At 45.9% G+C, this 18,038-nt stretch carries 19 protein-coding genes and 2 pseudogenes; 11 read left to right on the forward strand and 10 right to left on the reverse strand.

What is annotated here, in order from left to right; translation table 11 throughout:
• The first annotated feature begins 90 nt into the window (after nt 1-90).
• The 7 genes and pseudogenes from ftsZ to mutT all read left to right on the forward strand — a co-directional run bounded on the left by ftsZ (nt 91) and on the right by mutT (nt 7,212).
• Entirely contained in the window at nt 91-1,242 is a 1,152-nt protein-coding gene (gene ftsZ, locus DRW07_RS00620) for a cell division protein FtsZ (RefSeq protein ID WP_124025953.1), read from the forward strand.
• Nucleotides 1,243-1,341: 99 nt separating this feature from the next.
• Nucleotides 1,342-2,253 (forward strand): UDP-3-O-acyl-N-acetylglucosamine deacetylase, encoded by a 912-nt coding sequence (gene lpxC / locus DRW07_RS00625; RefSeq protein ID WP_124025954.1) that lies wholly within the window; start codon nt 1,342-1,344, stop codon nt 2,251-2,253.
• Nucleotides 2,254-2,353: 100 nt separating this feature from the next.
• Nucleotides 2,354-3,076 (forward strand): hypothetical protein, encoded by a 723-nt coding sequence (locus tag DRW07_RS00630; protein WP_124025955.1) that lies wholly within the window; start codon nt 2,354-2,356, stop codon nt 3,074-3,076.
• A 78-nt stretch (nt 3,077-3,154) separates the two neighbouring features.
• Nucleotides 3,155-4,027: a M23 family metallopeptidase gene (locus DRW07_RS00635; RefSeq protein ID WP_124025956.1), complete on the forward strand. Its 873-nt coding sequence runs from the start codon at nt 3,155-3,157 to the stop codon at nt 4,025-4,027.
• A gap of 60 nt (nt 4,028-4,087) precedes the next feature.
• Nucleotides 4,088-6,650 (forward strand): annotated as a pseudogene (secA, locus tag DRW07_RS00640) (preprotein translocase subunit SecA); the annotation flags it as partial.
• Between the two features lie 71 nt (nt 6,651-6,721).
• Nucleotides 6,722-6,811, forward strand: a pseudogene (locus DRW07_RS18575) (SEC-C metal-binding domain-containing protein); the annotation flags it as partial.
• The gene (gene mutT / locus DRW07_RS00645) at nt 6,811-7,212 is read left to right on the forward strand and encodes an 8-oxo-dGTP diphosphatase MutT (RefSeq protein ID WP_124025958.1); all 402 of its coding nucleotides are present in this window, start codon (nt 6,811-6,813) and stop codon (nt 7,210-7,212) included. The pseudogene DRW07_RS18575 and the gene mutT, both read left to right, overlap by 1 nt.
• Here the strand turns inward: mutT and DRW07_RS00650 are convergent.
• The 9 genes from DRW07_RS00650 to DRW07_RS00690 form a co-directional block, all read right to left on the reverse strand.
• Complete coding sequence (locus DRW07_RS00650; protein WP_338067748.1) at nt 7,202-8,083, reverse strand: aspartoacylase; 882 nt, start codon at nt 8,081-8,083, stop codon at nt 7,202-7,204. The two genes, mutT and DRW07_RS00650, sit on opposite strands and share 11 nt — an antisense overlap.
• Entirely contained in the window at nt 8,080-8,301 is a 222-nt protein-coding gene (gene yacG / locus DRW07_RS00655; RefSeq protein WP_124025959.1) for a DNA gyrase inhibitor YacG, read from the reverse strand. Before yacG ends, DRW07_RS00650 begins: the two co-directional genes overlap by 4 nt.
• Nucleotides 8,298-9,047: a cell division protein ZapD gene (gene zapD, locus DRW07_RS00660; protein WP_124025960.1), complete on the reverse strand. Its 750-nt coding sequence runs from the start codon at nt 9,045-9,047 to the stop codon at nt 8,298-8,300. The genes yacG and zapD overlap by 4 nt, the downstream gene beginning before the upstream one ends.
• Nucleotides 9,048-9,150: 103 nt before the next feature.
• The gene (coaE, locus tag DRW07_RS00665) at nt 9,151-9,756 is read right to left on the reverse strand and encodes a dephospho-CoA kinase (protein WP_124025961.1); all 606 of its coding nucleotides are present in this window, start codon (nt 9,754-9,756) and stop codon (nt 9,151-9,153) included.
• On the reverse strand, nt 9,753-10,637 hold the full coding sequence (locus DRW07_RS00670) for a prepilin peptidase (RefSeq protein WP_124025962.1): 885 nt from the start codon (nt 10,635-10,637) through the stop codon (nt 9,753-9,755). The genes coaE and DRW07_RS00670 overlap by 4 nt, the downstream gene beginning before the upstream one ends.
• Nucleotides 10,638-10,678: 41 nt before the next feature.
• Nucleotides 10,679-11,887 (reverse strand): type II secretion system F family protein, encoded by a 1,209-nt coding sequence (locus DRW07_RS00675; protein ID WP_124025963.1) that lies wholly within the window; start codon nt 11,885-11,887, stop codon nt 10,679-10,681.
• A gap of 44 nt (nt 11,888-11,931) precedes the next feature.
• Nucleotides 11,932-12,354: a pilin gene (locus DRW07_RS00680; RefSeq protein WP_124025964.1), complete on the reverse strand. Its 423-nt coding sequence runs from the start codon at nt 12,352-12,354 to the stop codon at nt 11,932-11,934.
• A gap of 216 nt (nt 12,355-12,570) precedes the next feature.
• Nucleotides 12,571-13,437: a carboxylating nicotinate-nucleotide diphosphorylase gene (nadC, locus tag DRW07_RS00685; RefSeq protein ID WP_124025965.1), complete on the reverse strand. Its 867-nt coding sequence runs from the start codon at nt 13,435-13,437 to the stop codon at nt 12,571-12,573.
• 35 nt (nt 13,438-13,472) lie between these two features.
• Nucleotides 13,473-13,991 (reverse strand): retropepsin-like aspartic protease family protein, encoded by a 519-nt coding sequence (locus tag DRW07_RS00690; RefSeq protein WP_124025966.1) that lies wholly within the window; start codon nt 13,989-13,991, stop codon nt 13,473-13,475.
• A 95-nt stretch (nt 13,992-14,086) separates the two neighbouring features.
• On the opposite strand from DRW07_RS00690, the gene ampD reads away from it, so the two are divergent.
• Nucleotides 14,087-14,620: a 1,6-anhydro-N-acetylmuramyl-L-alanine amidase AmpD gene (ampD, locus tag DRW07_RS00695; protein WP_124025967.1), complete on the forward strand. Its 534-nt coding sequence runs from the start codon at nt 14,087-14,089 to the stop codon at nt 14,618-14,620.
• A gap of 76 nt (nt 14,621-14,696) precedes the next feature.
• Nucleotides 14,697-15,554, forward strand: coding sequence for a substrate-binding periplasmic protein (locus DRW07_RS00700; protein WP_124025968.1), 858 nt, complete (start codon nt 14,697-14,699; stop codon nt 15,552-15,554).
• Between the two features lie 14 nt (nt 15,555-15,568).
• On the opposite strand, the gene DRW07_RS00705 is transcribed toward DRW07_RS00700, so the two are convergent.
• Nucleotides 15,569-15,985 carry a hypothetical protein gene (locus DRW07_RS00705; RefSeq protein ID WP_124025969.1) on the reverse strand — a complete coding sequence of 139 codons (417 nt, stop codon included), beginning with the start codon at nt 15,983-15,985 and terminating at the stop codon, nt 15,569-15,571.
• A gap of 98 nt (nt 15,986-16,083) precedes the next feature.
• Between DRW07_RS00705 and ampE the strand changes: the two genes are divergently transcribed.
• Together ampE and DRW07_RS00715 are read left to right on the forward strand one after the other, a co-directional pair.
• On the forward strand, nt 16,084-16,920 hold the full coding sequence (gene ampE, locus DRW07_RS00710) for a beta-lactamase regulator AmpE (RefSeq protein WP_124025970.1): 837 nt from the start codon (nt 16,084-16,086) through the stop codon (nt 16,918-16,920).
• 359 nt (nt 16,921-17,279) lie between these two features.
• A complete protein-coding gene (locus DRW07_RS00715) occupies nt 17,280-18,026 on the forward strand; it encodes a GntR family transcriptional regulator (RefSeq protein WP_124025971.1) in 747 nt (248 codons plus the stop codon).
• Nucleotides 18,027-18,038: the final 12 nt, after the last annotated feature.

The following is an 18,038-nucleotide window of genomic DNA, read 5'->3' on the forward strand; positions in this document are numbered from 1 at the left end:
GCACAGCCATAAGGGTCGGCAAGGAAGCAGTAAGGCCAAGGCTTATGGGTGTGTTGCGCAAAAAAAGACGTACAAATCCGGAGAGTAAGTATGTTTGAGTTAATGGATAGTCACGGCGAAGAAGCCGTAATCAAAGTAATCGGTGTTGGCGGCGGTGGCGGTAATGCCGTTGAGCACATGGTTTCACAAAGCATTGAAGGTGTTGAGTTTATCGCTGTCAACACAGATGCGCAGGTACTTCGTCGTTCTACTGCAAACGTTACCTTGCAAATTGGTTCTAATGTAACCAAAGGGCTTGGTGCGGGGGCCGATCCAAACCGTGGCCGAGAAGCGGCACAGGAAGACCGCGAAACCATTCGCCAGTCTTTAGAGGGCGCGGATATGGTATTTATCACTGCCGGTATGGGCGGGGGTACTGGAACAGGTGCAGCTCCTGAAGTGGCCAAGATTGCACGCGAGATGGGGATTCTCACTGTAGCGGTTGTCACCAAGCCTTTCCCATTTGAAGGAAAAAAACGTACCGAGTACGCCAGTCAAGGTATCGAAGAGCTTTCAAAACACGTTGACTCATTGATCACTATCCCGAATGAAAAACTACTTAAAGTGATGGGGCCTGGCACGCCGTTGTTGCAGGCATTCAGCTCTGCCAATGACGTATTGCGCGGTGCTGTGCAGGGTATTGCAGAGCTGATCACCCGTCCTGGTTTGATCAACGTTGACTTCGCTGACGTGAAAACCGTGATGTCTGAAATGGGCACTGCCATGATGGGCAGCGGCAATGCATCTGGCGCTGATCGCGCAGAGGAAGCAGCAGAAGCCGCTATTGCTTGTCCTTTGTTGGAAGACATTGACTTGTCAGGTGCACGTGGAATCTTGGTTAATATTACAGCGGGTCCTGATTTTGCTATCGATGAATTCGAAACAGTAGGTAACGCCGTAAAAGCGTTTGCATCTGAAAACGCCACTGTTGTGGTTGGTACTGTGATAGACATGGAGATGGCTGATGAACTGCGTGTGACTGTGGTTGCAACAGGAATAGGTGCAGAGAAAAAGCCTGATATCTCATTAGTTAGTTCAGAGGGTAGTCGATTGACGGGTACGGCCAGAGAGTTTACGCCCAATGTTGAAGTTAGACCGGCAACTGACGGTAATCAGGCGCTTAAAACTGATGACCTAGCTCAGCCAAAAGATGACATTGACTATCTGGATATTCCGGCATTTTTGCGGAAACAGGCTGACTAGTCATTACTTCTTGTTATTAAGATGACACTTTTTTGACAAGATAGTAATTACTAACTATAATGCGTGCCCATTTTGAACAGGTCTAATCAGTTAGATAATATGATCAAGCAACGTACTATAAAAAGGCCGGTGCAGGAAACAGGCATCGGGCTGCATAAGGGCGATAAGGTCACTATGACTCTCCGACCCGCACCCGCGAATACAGGTATTGTGTTCCGGCGTGTAGACCTTACGCCTTTTGCCGATATTCCTTCGCGTGCAAACGCCGTTGGCGATACCATGTTGTGTACCTGTTTGAGCAATGAAGACGGTGCTACTATCAATACCGTAGAGCACCTTGCATCTGCGTTGGCCGGTTTGGGTATCGACAACATCATTGTGGAAGTTAACAGCAACGAGCTGCCGATTATGGATGGCAGTGCCAGTCCGTTTGTATTTTTATTGCAATCGGCAGGTATTGAAGAGCTGAATGCACCTAAACGCTTTATTAGAATTAAAAAGACAGTGCGTGTTGAAGACGGCGATAAGTGGGCTGAGCTAAAACCCTACGATGGTTTTCGCGTTAACTTTGCCATCGACTTTGACCATCCTGTGATTAGTCAAACCCGTCAACATGTGGTCATGGATTTTGACACAGCGTCTTACATTGACGAAGTGAGCCGAGCAAGAACGTTTGGCTTTATGCGTGATTTGGAATACATGAATGCTAACAACTTAGCCTTGGGCGGCAGTATGGAAAATGCCGTTGCCCTAGACGATTATCGCGTTCTTAATCCAGAAGGCTTGCGCTATGATGATGAGTTTTTGAAGCATAAAATCCTCGATGCCGTGGGTGACCTTTATTTAGGTGGTCATTCTATTATCGGTGAGCTTCATGCCTACAAAACAGGTCACGGTTTAAACAATAAGCTGCTGAATGCCATGCTAGCGCAAAAAGACGCATGGGAGTATGCTGAGTTTGAAGATAAAGACACCGCTCCAATTCGCTACGGGAAGCCTGCCTTAGCCTAGTGCTGTCATTTTGTCCTGAGCGTTTGATAAATAGGCGTCAATGAGCCGAGTGTGTAAGCTTGGTATCAAGGCGCCTTTTTTGGTTTATTGAGGAAGCAAAATGGACGCACAAAAAAGTGACACCGAATCACCGCATAGCCAAGTCTACCTTTTTGAAGAGCTTTACCGGTTTATGCGAGAATCAACCGGGCTGGCTATTACTGCTGCTTACTTAATACTTATTCTTTCAAGCATGCACTATGTGTATGTGTTTTATGGCAGTTTTGACATTGATATTGTCAAATATGTGACCTTCGAAGATATTCTCGCTACGCCTATCAAGAATCCCGATATCATCTTAATCTTCACCTTCATTATTGCTTTGTTATTTGCTGTCGATAAAAGTAATGCGTGGCGTGCAAGGCTGTTATCCCACAACAATGACGAGCCCATTCCTCTGTTCAAAAAATTCTTAAGGGCCTTTTTTTGGTCACCGCAAAACCGGCAGGCCAATATCACGTTAACTATCCTTATTGTTATTGGTAGCCTTGCCGTCTATACATTTACCTTTGCATTTAAAGAAGCCGAGCTCATCCAAGAAGGTGAACGAGAGCACGAGCAAATCGAACTGACAGTGGCGGATGGCCAAGTATTGAAAAATGTGAATTTGTTGGGCTCCACGTTGAATTATGTGTTTATTTATGATGTAAAAACGCAGAAGTCCCTCATCTATTATGTTGAATCGATTATTGCCATTACGCCTGCTGCCAAACCGGCGAAAACAGAGCAAGCACCAGCACCCATGCCGATAAAAAAAGAACAGCCGGCGCAATCTGACAATTAACTGCCTAGTGACATTGAGTACCTAAATGAACATCTGTACACTAGGTGCGGATTTTGGTTTGACAATATTATCAGTAGCATGAAACTCACTTTAACATTTCACGGGAAAAAAACGCGTTACAGGCGTCATGTGTCTGTGCGTAACCTGGTGAGTGGGAGTGTACTTGTTTCTATTTTATTTTTGGTTTCCAGTCGTTCGACAGAATCTGTTATGGAAGACTATGCAAGAGTGCAGGTAGCTGAAGCCTTGCTCCGCCAAGACAATAATCGTCTCACTGAATTAAGCGATGAAATTAAGGTAAGCCTTAACGCATACTCACAGCAAATAGCACAGTTAAACAAAGAGTTGACGGCCATGCAGCAAACGCAGCGCGCCTTGGCTGAGCGATTAAATGTTGAGGCGCTTTTTGAACCATCCAAAAAGGTTTCAGATCGCGCGATAGGAAACACCGGCGACCCACTGTTTGAGCGTATTGAAACCGCAAGGTTGACTATTGAAGACAAACAAAAACAACTGGCTTTGCTTGAAAAACTGGTTGCTGGTCACCATATAGACACACAGGTTGCGTTGTCTGGCAGGCCCATACAGAAAGGGTGGTTATCGTCTTATTACGGTATGCGTAATGACCCCTTTACGGGAAAGCCTGCCATGCACAAAGGGCTCGATTTTGCGGCGAAGGCAGGCAGTGCGGTAGTGGCGACTGGTGCTGGTTTGGTCACGTGGTCGGGTGAGCGCTTTGGTTACGGTAATCTGGTAGAAATCAATCATGGCAATGGCATCGTCACTCGTTATGGTCACAATAGCGATATAACAGTGAAAGTGGGAGATGTTGTTACCAAAGGTCAAACCATCGCCACAGTAGGCAGTACAGGACGCTCAACAGGCGCTCATGTGCATTATGAAGTCATTAAAAATGGGCAACAGGTCGACCCCCTCGCCTATCTGCGATGAACACATCTAATAACATCATCAGGCAATAGTAATTGCGGAAGTAGTGGAAATATAACAGCAATGTTCTCAAGCGTACTTAAGAAAATATTTGGTAGCAGAAACGACAGGCTACTGAAAAAACTGAATAAAAGTGTTACGACCATCAATGCATTAGAAGCAGAGTTTGAAAAGCTTGATGATGAACAGCTGAAGAGTAAAACGGCTGAGTTTAGACAAGCGCTTGCAGATGGAAAGACACTGGATGATATTCTGCTGGAAGCATTTGCAACCGTACGTGAAGCCAGTAAACGCGTTTTTGGCATGCGTCACTTTGATGTGCAAATGGTTGGTGGTCAGGTGCTTCACCAAGGTAAAATTGCAGAGATGCGAACGGGTGAAGGTAAGACCTTAACGGCCACCTTACCCACATACCTCAACGCGCTCTCAGGAGAAGGCGTTCACGTGGTAACCGTAAACGACTACCTTGCCCGCCGTGATGCCGATTGGAGCAGGCCTTTATTTGAGTTTTTAGGAATGACAGTAGGCTGTAATGTTCCTGGTATGTCTCCACAGCAAAAGCGTGAGGCGTATCAAGCTGACGTTACCTACGGAACCAACAATGAATTTGGTTTCGACTACCTTCGCGACAATATGGCTTTTAGTCCGCAAGATCGCGTTCAACGCCCGCTAAATTTTGCCGTTATAGATGAAGTCGACTCAATCCTTATCGATGAGGCACGTACCCCACTGATCATATCAGGTGCTGCTGAAGACAGCTCGGCACTTTATCGCAGTATCAACACCATTATCCCAGAGCTGGTTCAACAAGAAAAAGAAGACGAAGAAGACAATCCGGGTGACGGTGACTTTACTATTGATGAAAAAGGTAAGCAGGTTCATTTAACCGAGAATGGTCAGATACGGGTTGAGGAAATCTTACAGCGCAATGGCATTCTGCCTGAAGATGAGTCGCTGTTTGCAGCGGGTAATATCTCATTACTGCATCATGTGAATGCAGCACTTCGCGCACACAAGCTTTATCAGAAAGACGTCGACTATATCGTCAAAGATCAGGAAATCGTGATTGTAGACGAGCACACTGGGCGAACGATGGAAGGACGTCGCTGGTCGGAAGGTCTGCATCAGGCGGTTGAAGCCAAAGAGGGGGTGAAAATTCAAAATGAAAACCAAACCTTGGCTTCAATCACTTTCCAGAACTACTTCAGGTTGTACAACAAGCTGTCAGGTATGACAGGTACTGCCGACACCGAAGCGTTCGAATTTAATCATATATACGGTTTGGAAACTGTGGTTATTCCAACCAACAAACCTATGATCCGAGATGACAAAGCCGATCTGATTTATTTAACAGCGCAAGAAAAATACGAAGCAATAGTTGAAGATATTAAAGACTGTGTTGAGCGTGGTCAGCCTTGTCTGGTTGGTACTATTTCAATTGAAAATTCTGAGCTGTTGTCGCGTATTCTTAAAAAAGAAAAAATAAAGCACAAAGTACTGAATGCTAAATTCCACGAACAGGAAGCTGACATTGTTGCGCAAGCGGGTAAACCTGGTGCCGTTACTATAGCCACCAACATGGCTGGCCGTGGTACGGATATTGTTCTGGGTGGCAACTGGCAGTCTGAAGTGGCAGAGTTGGAAAACCCATCGGAAGAAAAAATTGCCAAAATTAAAGCTGCATGGGATGAATCACATAAGGTTGTTCTGGAGGCTGGCGGCCTGCACATTATAGGTACCGAGCGCCACGAATCGCGTCGTATTGATAATCAGCTCCGCGGCCGCTCAGGTCGTCAGGGAGACCCAGGTTCATCGCGTTTTTACTTGTCGCTTGATGACGCCCTAATGCGCATTTTTGCCTCTGAAAAGATGGGTAATATGATGAAACGTCTGGGCATGGAGCGTGGCGAAGCCATTGAGCATCCCTGGGTTACCCGGGCAATCGAGAATGCTCAGCGCAAGGTGGAAGGGCGCAACTTCGATGTGCGTAAGCAACTGCTTGAATACGACGATGTTGCCAATGATCAGCGTAAAGTTATTTACGAACAGCGCAATGAGTTGCTTGATGAAGGTGATATTGGTGAAACCATTGTTGCTATCCGCGAAGATGTACTAAACGATGTGATTAATGAATATATCCCACCACAATCACTTGAAGAAATGTGGGATGTTGCGGGCTTAGAAGAGCGCTTAAAAGCTGACTTTGCCGTCGCATTACCGCTGAAGCAATGGCTTGATGAGGACGACAAGCTGTATGAAGAGAAGTTGCGTGACCGCATTGCTGAGAAAGTCGATGAAGCCTACAAAGAAAAAGAGAATATGGTAGGTGAAAGTGTACTGCGTCAATTTGAAAAAGCAGTAATGCTACAAAACCTAGACTCACACTGGAAAGAGCACCTTGCCGCGATGGACCACCTTCGTCAGGGTATACATTTGCGTGGTTATGCTCAGAAAAACCCTAAACAGGAATACAAAAGAGAAAGTTTTGAACTTTTCTCGACGATGTTGGAAAACCTAAAGACCGAAGTGATCACTATTTTGAGTAAAGTGCAGGTGAGAGCAGAGTCAGACGTGGAAAAGGTGGAAGAGCAACGTCGTCAGGCTGATGAGGTACCCAAGCAGTATCAGCATCAAGAAGCACAAGGTGTTGACGCTGCTCAGGAAACGCCACAGCCAGCAAGACCACCTCAACCGGTAGTACGCGATGGAGCAAAAGTCGGGCGCAATGATGCTTGCCCGTGTGGTTCAGGTAAAAAATATAAGCAGTGTTGCGGTAAATTGACCTAATGGTCCAAGCGGTAGTTAATGTTGCGGTTGGTGTTGTAATACGTGACCGCAGCGTGTTTGTTTGTAAACGAGCCAAAGATGCCCATCAAGGTGACCTATGGGAGTTCCCAGGCGGAAAAGTAGAGTCAGGAGAAACTGACACTCAGGCGCTGTCCAGAGAACTTGCTGAGGAAATCGGTATTCAAGTTAAGCGCGCAGTGCCACTAATGACGTTGCGCCATGACTACACAGATAAAGCAGTATGCCTGCATGTGCAGCTTGTCAGAGATTTTTCGGGAGAGCCTCATGGCAAAGAAGGGCAACCTAGCGCGTGGCGAACGCTGGATGAATTAAAACCCGAAGACTTTCCTGCCGCGAATGTGGCTATTATCGATAAGTTAAAACAAATACTTACAAACTAATGCTATCGGCAGTAGCAAACGCTATCTGTAGATGCTGATAAGCGGCTTCATTGATGAAATGTGGATAAGTAGGTTCACCATCCCAGGTTGTTACGTTGCCATCGAAATGTGCAAATACTGGGTCTCCGGCTTGCAGCAAATGAAAATCTCTATCCTGTAACTCAGGGTGTATCATAGCCACCCTTTCACCACTATCTGAAAGTGGATATTCGACAACCTTATCTAATCTGAAGGCTGGGGCGACAGTGAGCTCTGTCAGTACCGCGCGGCCCTTATTGTTCCACAACTCACAAAATGCGAGTATGTGCTGGATCATTTCAAAGGCTTGTTGTGTGATGGTGGCACGGCAAACGCCTTGTTCCTGAGGGCCAACTTCAACCATAAGTCCCCGCTTCCCAATTGTACATAGATAAGGGTGGTCCTGGGGGGGCTTTTCGTCTTCGACTAGAATGACTGCGCTGGGCATGTGTTGCTTGACATAGCGGCTGAGGCCAATGTGAAACTCATCCGCTTGCAACACAATAAGCGTTGGACCCATGTTAGATGTGGTATTGTGAATATCGATTACAATATCTTGTGTTGGAGCGGCTTTGGGGCCGTATTGCTGGTTGATTTCCTGCGCTCTGAGCGCCTCATAGCACTGCGCCTCTGTTGCCAGCGATGTCAAACTGAATTGGCGATTTAAATCTTCTTCCGTATAGCGAATATTTTGCTTACAAGCTCTGGGGTTACCCATCGCAAAATTGATGGTAAGACCACCAAATTGACTATTAATGGCACTTTTATATGCAGAGTGAAGTAATGTCGTACCACTTGTTTCATTACCGTGGGTGCCACCCACAATAAGTACTTTATTAATGATATCTTTCATGATGACTGGTGGGGGGAACGCATTTTTTCAATATAGGCTTCAAGGGCCTCATCTGTCATGCTGTTAATGTCTTGTGCCGGCTCACCGGCAATACTGTGGTTTTCTTCTGCCCATTCTCCAAGATCAATCATTTGACAGCGCTTACTGCAGAAAGGCCTGTATGTGCTTGTTTCTTGCCATTCAACGCCAGTCTGGCAGGTGGGACAGTTAACCTTCACTTACACGCCGCCATATCAAAAGTAATATCGGCAGTAGACGATACGGCCTGATCGCCTTTCATTTGCATAAAGCGTAACGCGTAGCGGTATTTATTGCCGCTTAATGTTGGGTAAACTCCAGCGCTTGCTGCGAGGCGAACACGGATCAGTTCGCTTTTATCTTCGGCGTCACCCTGGTAAAAGCCATTTGGGGCAGTGAGTTCTACAAATTGACTGCGCTGTCGCAGAAATGACAATAACAAACTAATGGCATCACTAAGCAGATCGATATGCGATAGCCAAAGAGCCATATCAGCCTTGCGCTCATCGGTAGGTTTGTTCAACCAAAAATGAAGATGCGGTAAATCAAAACTGCAAGTGCCACCCGGGATAGTAAAGCGCTGGCGAATAGACTGTAAAAAACCTTCCAGTTTGAGTTCACTACCGGGTTTTTTACTGGCTTTTAACTTGTCTCTTGTGTGGATTACTGCTTGCAGAGTTTCAGATAATGCATCGCTGTTAATGTTGGGATGTTGCGACCAGTGAACCAGATTTCGTTCTTGCGTATCTAACTCTTTTACCACGTCTGTTCTTACATCAATACGCTCTATTAGATCGAGCAAGGTGAAAAGATGAGAGAAATAATTGAGATGAGCGTGGCTGTCATCATGCGCTGCAGCGGCTTTTGCTTGGGCCATTAAATGCTCTATACGCAAGTAGTTGCGCATCCTCTCACTTAATGGAAACTCATATGTAGCCGCTGACATGCATTCTTCCTATGGTAACTTATTGATTAGCTTACCGCTTATTCGCTTTATAACCAAGTCTTTGACCATTTTTTAGCACTCAGAGCGCAAAAATGGTTATTTTTTACTCCTGTGAAACCAGTGTTAAGTATTTATTGTGTAACGCATCCACCTTCGGTACCAATGCATCCAATGTACTGGTGTTTTCAATGATGTCGTCTGCAATGCCCAAACGCGCTTCACGACTGGCTTGTGAAGCAATAATACGCTTGATAGTGTCTTCGCTGCTGCCGTCTCTGGACATGGCGCGTTGCAACTGAAGCTCTGCTGGACAATCAACCACCAGAATGCGATCAAACTGCGACTGCATTTTGTTTTCAGTCAATAAAGGAACATCGACCATACAATATGCAGATTTTGCTTTGTTAATGGCGCTATGCATTGTTTGACGAATTATGGGATGAAGTAGGGCGTCAAGCCAGGCTTTGGCCTTATCATCGCTAAATACGATTTGTCTGAGTACGGGGCGATTTAACTGCCCATTTTCTTCAAGTACTGCTGTACCAAAATGTTCTGCGATAGCATTGGTTGCTGGCATACCGGGCTGTACCACGTCTCTGGCTATTTTATCAGCATCAATAAGGTCGATACCTCTGGATACAAAAAGGTTCGCTACGGTGGACTTACCACTGCCGATGCCGCCGGTTAAGCCTACAACCAGCTTTTTCATAAACCGAGTATTTGGGTGAAGTAGTAGTTGGTGATGGTATCTTTGTATAATAACGCCAGCCAGCCCGCAGCGGCCAAGTAAGGGCCAAACGGTATTGCTAGGTTTCTGTCCTTTGCCTGAACCAGCATCATGGTAATACCAACCACGGCGCCTACTAGCGAGCTTAGCAATATAATGATAGGTAACCCCTGCCAACCAACAAACGCGCCTAGTGCGGCGAGTAATTTAAAGTCGCCAAACCCCATGCCTTCTTTGCCCGTGACCAGTTTAAACAGCCAATACACGCTCCATAAACTCAAATAACCAAAAGTAGCGCCCAAAATAGCGTCAACAGGCCCGACGAAAAGCTGTTGTGTACTGGCCAGCAGGCCTATCCACAGTGCGCCAAGTGTAAGTTGATCAGGCAGGAGCATAGTATCCAGGTCAATGCCAGTCATAGCAATAAGTAACCAGGTAAGAATTATGGCAATACATGCTTGCGCACTTGGGCCATAGTACCAAGCTACCCACACACTAAATAGGCCGGTGAGAAGCTCAACGATAGGGTAACGAATAGAAATGGGCGTTTTGCAGCTACTGCATTTTCCACCAAGGAACAGATAACTGAGCACAGGTATGTTTTCCCATGCTCTGATTTTATGGCCACACTGGGGACAGCTGCTAACGGGAACGGCAAGGTTAAATAGCTCGTTCTTTTCAGAAGATGGGTCGTCCTGTTCACCGAAATAAGCGTGAAATTCTGCTTTCCATCCGCGTTCCATCATAATGGGCAGACGGTAAATTACCACGTTTAAAAAGCTGCCTACCATCAAACTGACAATAAACACGACAGAGCAAAAAAGCCAAGGTGAACTGTGTAGCGCGTCAAAAAGGGCGGTCATTATTCTTATTACCCGTTAAATCAAGTGGTATCTAATGCTGTTTAGACAACGTTACCCATCTGGAATATTGGCAGATACATAGCCACTATCAAACCACCAATTACCACGCCGAGTACCGCCATTATCATGGGTTCTAGCAGGCTGGTAAGACCATCGACCATATCATCAACTTCGGCTTCGAAAATGGAGGCAACCTTGCTGAGCATGTCATCAACAGCACCCGATTCTTCACCAATGGCCACCATTTGGTTAACCATATCAGGAAAGACATTGGTAGCGCGCATGGCTGTGTTCATGGGCATGCCACTAGAGACCTCTTTACGAACATAAAGAATCGCGTCTCTATAAATGGCATTGCCAGCTGCACCTGCAGCTGATTCAAGACCTTGAATTAATGGCACACCTGAAGCAAAAGTAGTCGCGAGTGTTCTGGTGTATCGGGCAATAGATGCTTTTTTAAGGATTTCTCCTACGACGGGCACTTTTAACAGCTTAGCATCAACGGTATCGCGAAGTTTTTGTGATTTTCTATGTGCTTTGCCAAACATAAAGCCAAATGCGATCATGGCGGCAATAAAATACAGACCATAGTCTTGCATAAACCTGGATATACCCAATACTAATTGTGTGAATGCCGGCAATTCTGCGCCAAATCCAGCAAATATCTCCTCAAATTGAGGTACAACAAATATTAGAAGGATTGTTGTTACGATGAAAGCGACAACCAATACTGCCACAGGGTAAAACATGGCCTTTTTGATCTTTGACTTTAGCGCTTCAGCTTTTTCTTTATACGTTGCCACTCTATCAAAGATAAGTTCTAATGCTCCAGATTGCTCCCCTGTTTTTACCAAGTCACAATAAAGATCATCAAAATATATGGGGTGTTTTCTGAGTGCATTGGACAACATGCCCCCAGCCTTCACTTCGTTAGCAATTTCTTTTAGCAGCCTACGCATTTTCGGTTTTGAGTGACCATCTCCGATCATCTCTAACGTTTGTAGTAAGCTCACACCTGCTCCTAGCATAGTCGCTATTTGTCGAGTTATTACGGAGATGTCAGCTGCTGTTATTTTGGGGTCACCACCAAAAAGTGGCTTTTTTTGTTTTTTGACGGTTGACGCTGATACGCCTTGTCTTCGTAGGAGGTTGCGTGCTTCTATGATTGAGCTAGCAACTATTTCACCTGCTCTTTTGTTGCCAGAACGATCAGTGCCGTTCCATACGAAAGTTGTTGAGGCTTTTGACATATAAAAAAAGCTCGCTCTTCATGAGCGAGCTCCCTTTCAATTGATTAGCAGAGTGGTGGGTTATTAGTAGTACAAGTACCAGTCTTATCCCAAGTTACACGACCATCACCTTCAATAGTAGGAGTCATGATGTAAGTAATACCTTCGATAGCGCCGCCATCGCCAGTCGCAGTAATAACACCGTTTGCAGTGGTTACTTCTGGAACCTCATCGTCCGCACCTGCAACGTCTGCTGGAATACCATTCGTACCCGCATCACACTGGGCTAAGTCACCTGTTGAGTGTGCACAAACTTCAACCGCAGTCTTTGCAGAAGCTGTGGCAGTTACAACACCGCTAAATTTAGCCTTGTTGGTGTAATTCTGATAAGCAGGCAAAGCTACTGCTGCCAAAATACCGATGATTGCAACAACAATCATTAGTTCGATTAGTGTAAAGCCTTTTTGGTTAGTCTTAACTTGGTTCATGGTCTTCTCTCCGGGTCGCGCTTTCGCGCTGGGTTAGTTTAACAGTTTCAAAGCATACCGGTTGCGTTGTTATCAATGGTACGCCTCGGTACTTGAATTCAGTATAAAAAAGATTTTCAAACTGACAAGTATAAGGGTGCATACCTAAGTCTGAGTTTTAGTTATACACCGCAAAAACCCTAACGTCACCTGTTCACTGTAGCAGTCTTTTTGCTGTTATAACAAGCTCAACCGCATAGATAAATCAATAGCTTGAATGTGTTTGGTCAGGGCGCCCGAAGAAATATAGTCAACACCGGTACTTGCAAGCGCGCTTAATCTTGTGTCAGTAATATTTCCCGACACTTCTAATAAACAGCGCCCACTAACGTAATTAACGGCCTGCCGAACTTCTGTCGTAGTGAAATTGTCCAGCATAATAATGTCTGCACCCGCCAACAACGCCTGTTCGAGCTCTTCAAATGTCTCTACCTCGACTTCGATAGATTTGCCAGGGTGTGACATTTTCGCCTGCTGAACCGCATTCTTGATACCGTTACAGGCTGCGATGTGATTTTCCTTGATTAAATACGCATCAAACAAACCTACTCTGTGGTTGTTGCCGCCCCCGCAATGAACGGCGTATTTTTGCGCTTGGCGAAAGCCTGGTAGCGTTTTACGCGTATCGAGTAGTTTTGTTTGAGTGCCTTTGAGTAAACGCACGTAGTGGGTAGTAGTAGTGGCTGTTGCACTTAAGGTTTGCAAAAAGTTAAGGGCAGTGCGCTCAGCACACAGTAATACGCGCGCATTGCCTTTGATATCACACAATGTCGTGCCCGCAGCTACTGACTGTCCGTCCTGAACATGCCAAGTCACCTCTATAGCGTTATCCAGTGCGGTAAACGCGCAGTGAGCCCAGTCACGACCGCACATGACCATTGGCTCTCGGGTAATGATGTGTGCTTGTGCTTGGGCCTGAGAAGGGATCAGGCTGGCCGTGATATCTTGATTAATATCTACCCATCCACCTAAATCCTCTTTTAGTGCCTGATAAACATGAGCGGTGATATCACCAGGGGTGGGTTTAACAGTGTGATGTGGCATTAATGCACTCCGTGTTGTCGATCTCGATTGGTGTGTTAAAGGGTGCGTAATATGAGCCATTCGCCGCGCTGGGTAAACTCTAATTGTCTTAGCACACTCATGCCAAGTAAAATATGGTCATCACGCATACCAGGGTTAATACTGGCGTCAACATTGTTTAGCATAATATCGCCAAGCTCGAGTTGAGCAATACGCGTAAACGCAATCTCAACGTTGCCGTTAGCGGTGCGCGCTATACCTCTGCCGAGTGGCCTTAACCCCAGCTTTTCAGACAAATGGGCAGGCACAGAAACAGAAGTTGCGCCCGTGTCTACCAGAAACGTCACGGTTTCCCCATTAATTTTACCATTGGCAACGTAGTGCCCCTGTCGGTTTTGTTTGAGTTGTACTTCAATATTGCTGCCGACTTGGTTTGACTCTACCCGCATATTGGGGTTGTGTTGTCGTTCCAGTAACCCAGAAAACGCCCAGGCACAAATCCCTATGGCGCACACCCAGGCCAACAAGATCATCCATTTGGCTGACGACGCCGCCGAATCGGGCTCAGTATCCAATTTTCACTCCACAATGCGATAACAAACAGTAAGGTTATACGTTACCATAAACAAAGTAGATGATGGCTTTATTGGATTAGGGGCAAAGAGACAGAATGACTGAAATTCGCGCTAACTGGTTACCTTCACCACATTGTGATGACCGACCCGATACTCCTATTTCATTGTTGGTTATTCACAACATTAGCTTACCCCCCGGGGAGTTTGCCCAGCCTTATATTAAACAGCTGTTTTTAGGTACCCTAGACTGCAACGAGCACCCTTATTTTTCCCAGTTACGTGGGCTTAAGGTGTCTGCCCATGCGGTTATTTACAGAACCGGTGAAATTGACCAATTCGTTGATTATGACAAACGAGCCTGGCATGCCGGTGTGTCCTCGTTTCAGGGAAGAAGCCGATGTAATGACTACGCCATCGGTATTGAACTGGAAGGCACAGATACAGCACCCTATACCGACGAACAATATCAGAGTCTTGCTGCGCTTACCCGAATGTTGCAACAGCAATACCCTTTGATCACGCTGGGCAGAATTGTTGGCCATAACGACATTGCACCTGGCCGAAAAACAGACCCAGGCGTTGCCTTTGATTGGGGCCGTTTCAGGGGGATGGTGCAGACTGGTTTGTAAAAAAAATGTTACGGTCGATTGGCGTTTCTCACCACTCAGAAATATACTGAAAGAGAAAACAGTAAGGACCGAACATATGAAAATACCGAATTTTTGGTTGATTCTGGTCGTGTCTTTCGTACTGATGTCCTGTACCCAAGAACACGCTTCCCAGTCTAATGCGGCACAAACCGCCCCCCCTGAACCTGAAGTCGTATCTGAATCTAACGCTGCAGACGCAACAGTAAAATCGGACTGCGCGTTTCGATTGGGTTTCGACGTCTGGGCGCCCTATCAATTTGTCGATTTGAACAATCAAGTAAGCGGATTAGATATTGAGCTTATTTCTGATGTGGCATCCCTTATGGACTGTGATTTAGAGTTTGTACAGGGTACCTGGCGAGACCTCTTACAGGGCCTTGAAAACGGTAATATTGATATGCTGTTGGGGGCATCAAAAACACCCGCAAGAGAAACGTTCGCCCACTTCAGTCTACCCTATCGTCAGGAAGAGTTTGTGCTGTATATCCGAACCAACGAACCTGAATTCGCTGCGTTCAAGAGTATTGACGACTTTATTCAAAACGGTAGCAAAATTGGTTTGGTCAGTGAATATTTCTATGGCGATGAAATTTCGTCAATGTTGGACTCGGAAGATAAAGCCGATCATTTTGTTTTTGGCATTATGGGCGAACTGAATGTGGCTCGGTTGCTGGATATGGATATTGACGCTTATCTTGAAGACAGTTTTGTGGGCGCTTCAATCATTCGTCGTAAAGCATTGTCGAGCATGATAGAGCCGCATAGCATACGAATTACTACCGGCGATATTTATGTCATGTTCAGCAAATCAAATGTGACAGAGGCGCAAGTAGAGGCGTTTAATGTAGCGCTGGCAAACTACAAGATGTCAGATAAGTACAGAACTGTACTGAATAAATATACTAACCTGTAATGGCGAGCGCAGGGCTAAAAGCTTAGGCTCGCGGTTACGTAGACGCCACGGCTTTGTCGTGCGGGAAGTGTGTTAATAGGGTAAAAAACAGGCGTGTCGTTGAGAAGGTATACCTGCTCATCCAGCAGGTTTTTCAATTCAAATGAAATACCTACTGTTTGTTGCCCCTGACCAATACCATATTTTCGTGTGGCTTTTATATTTATCCAATCGAATCCTTCTGCGTCTGGATTGAGCAGCTCGCGATTAGGGTCAAAAATGATGGAATCGTGATAGCGTGAATAATAGAGGTGATATACGCTAAGCTGCCAGTTGTTTCCCTCGTAACTCACGCCCAGTTTGGATGATTTATTCGCTGAGAGGTTTACATTGCGCTGCTCTTCACCGTTTTCACTTCTCAATAAAGGCAGCTTGTCGAAGAGGAAAAACATTGAAGTGGTCCAATCTCCGCGCCCTCAAAGGTGACTTTAGTTGCCAATGAACTCGCCATGAGCGACCATACTCTCTTTGCAATGAATGAGAATGACAAATGACCATTTTGGCACTGTTAATTGCATTAGCCATCGAACGCGTGACGGTAAAGCTTCCTCAATGGCAGGGGCAAACCTATGCAAAACACTATTTGGACTGGGTCACTGAAAAAGCATGGCTTTCAGAAGACTCTACCTCCGTAGCTTGGTTCGTAGTGGCCTTCCTTCCTGCATTGTGCTGCGCAGTGTTGATGTCATTGTTGCCTGGTTTGTTGGAATTTGTTGTTCAAACGCTCATCCTTTTTGTATGTCTGGGTTGCCAGGCAATCAGGGACACCTATAAATGCTTTTTACAAGCGGCCAACCGTGGCGACGTAGAAGCCTGTTATTTGTACAGCACACAAATGGGACACTGTGATAGTCAGACTGATAAGGGAGCAACCTTTGGTTTGCGTTTGGTGTGGCTGAACTACCAACATTATGCTGCGGTTATCCTGTTTTTTGTTGCGTTCGGCGCGCCAGGTGCAATTTTTTATGTGTTGGCAAGAGAGGCGTTTGACTATGCCTGTAATGAAGAGAGCTTTTCCGTAACGTCAGCCAGCGCAGTTAGGCATTTAGCCGACTTTATCCCTGTGCGTTTAAGCGCATTCGGCTTACTACTTGTGGGTAACTTTGCCCATGCTATGCCGGTATGGCTTCAGTCGCTATTTGCCTTTTCAGAGCGCCCATCAAAAACACTGACTCGGGTAGCCTCTTCCGCCGAGGTGCTGCCTAATCCCGAGCAGAAAGACGTAGATCAAGCCACGGAGCCAGCAATGTTGGTTAAGTTGGCTAAGCGCAACTTATTGTTTTTGCTAGTGGTTGTTTCAATATTAACCGTGGTTGGCGTAGTCTAGAGTAAGAATGGGAGAGAGGGCTTGAGTTAAACCACGCCGTGAACCCATCCATGGGGGCTCCGTTTCGGCATCCATGCCTCAAAGGGGTTTAACTCAAGCCCTCTCTCCCATTCTGACGTTGGTCCCTACAGCAACCTTTAGCTCGTCGTACCAGTCTCAATACACAGTTCAATATATTGACCGTAAGGGCTTTTTTCCACTTTAGTACTACACTAATTAACCAAACTTTCTATTTGGTGTTTGTTCATTGGCGTAAGATCGCCTACACTATTGGAAAGGTAAATTGGTATTACCAATAGGTTTGATTTGTTTTAACTGTTTACAAATTCAACAGTTAAAAGAGGAGACGCTGTTTCGCCATGCAAGCAACGCGGCAAAAATTGTCTGATGTGATTACAGATAAGCTCGAGGCCATGATTCTCGACGGCTCATTTGTAGCAGGCTCACGTTTGCCACCCGAGCGTGAACTGGCGTTAAAGTTTGATGTTTCTAGACCGTCTCTTAGAGAGGCTATGGGAAACTTACAGGCAAAAGGTCTTATCGAACGAAAACAGGGTGGTGGTACCTTTGTCAGCAAGCGGCTCAACGCTGCCATGACCGACCCTTTACTTGAATTGGTTGCCAATAAACCTGAAACACAATTTGATTTGCTTGAGTTCCGTCATGCCCTTGAAGGTATGGCGGCTTATTATGCTGCGTTACGTGGTCAGCCAGAAGACTATCGCGCGCTGCTTGATGCATTGGAAGCAATGCAATCACAGGCAGAAAAAAGGGACCTACGCGCTCAGGCCGAAGCGTTGGGGGCATTTTATTTAACCATGGCCAAGGCGTCACATAATATGGTGCTATTACACGTTATGCGAACTATGCAGGCGATGTTAATTGACAATATTGAGCGCAACTTGGATTTGCTTAGTCGGCACGCCAGTGTAGATACTGAACTCGGTGATCAACGGGCTGACATTGTTAGAGCTATTGCAAAGCGGGACCCGGAAGCCGCCAGACAGGCAAGTAATGACCATCTGGCGTTTATAGAAAAGACATTATTAAAAATAAATCAACGCGACACCCGTGTTCAGCGAGCGTTGCGACGTATTGAAGTCTAATAAAGATAGGAC

This window comes from Paralteromonas sediminis (genome assembly GCF_003820355.1).
In the GTDB taxonomy this organism is placed as follows: domain Bacteria; phylum Pseudomonadota; class Gammaproteobacteria; order Enterobacterales; family Alteromonadaceae; genus Alteromonas_F; species Alteromonas_F sediminis.